This is a genomic window from Vibrio sp. TRT 21S02, from assembly GCF_050113675.1.
GTDB lineage: Bacteria > Pseudomonadota > Gammaproteobacteria > Enterobacterales > Vibrionaceae > Vibrio.
On sequence record NZ_JBNJOI010000066.1, the window covers coordinates 1 to 727 of the forward strand.

3 tRNA genes are annotated in these 727 nt (G+C 43.5%); all 3 read left to right on the forward strand.

The features are described 5' to 3' along the window. Nucleotides 1–127: 127 nt before the first annotated feature. The 3 genes from ACQEXU_RS21950 to ACQEXU_RS21960 all read left to right on the forward strand — a co-directional run bounded on the left by ACQEXU_RS21950 (nucleotide 128) and on the right by ACQEXU_RS21960 (nucleotide 387). Nucleotides 128–203, forward strand: a tRNA-Glu gene (locus tag ACQEXU_RS21950). A 2-nt stretch (nucleotides 204–205) separates the two neighbouring features. After that, nucleotides 206–281: transfer RNA gene (locus tag ACQEXU_RS21955), tRNA-Lys, on the forward strand. A 30-nt stretch (nucleotides 282–311) separates the two neighbouring features. After that, nucleotides 312–387: transfer RNA gene (locus tag ACQEXU_RS21960), tRNA-Val, on the forward strand. The last annotated feature ends 340 nt before the right edge of the window (nucleotides 388–727 follow it).

Genomic DNA, 727 nt, shown 5'->3' on the forward strand with positions numbered 1-727 from the left:
GGTAGCGCTAGGGGAACCTGGCGCTGGATCACCTCCTTATACGATGATTATTGCGATGAGTGTTCACACAGATTGATGGTTTATGTAGTTTAAGAGATGGAACATCCCCCAAGATGTTCGACTTAGTGTCCCGTTCGTCTAGAGGCCTAGGACACCGCCCTTTCACGGCGGTAACAGGGGTTCGACTCCCCTACGGGATACCATTGGGTCGTTAGCTCAGTTGGTAGAGCAGTTGACTTTTAATCAATTGGTCGCAGGTTCGAATCCTGCACGACCCACCATTCTTCTCCACGAAGAATCAAAACTTATGTGGGCGATTAGCTCAGTTGGGAGAGCACCTGCCTTACAAGCAGGGGGTCACTGGTTCGAGCCCGGTATCGCCCACCATTCTCTAAATGTTTTTGGATTAGGATTTCCAAACCACTTCAGTAAAACGTACGTGGTTGGAGTTTTCGACCGTCTAAGAATCTTTAGAAAATGTATTTCTTCGGAAAACATAGCTCTTTAACAATTTGGAAAGCTGACAAATCAACAATTTATTGTTGATTGTAAAGTTCTCAATGTTTGTCTTTATGACAAACACCAAAATAACACATTCAAGTGTTCTTGGAATTTGAGTCCGGCAAAATCAAGTCTGCATCATGTATAAAAATTGCAGACAACTTTGGTTGTTTAACATCAATTCGAAACTCCTTCGGGTTGTATGGTTAAGTGACTAAGCGTACAC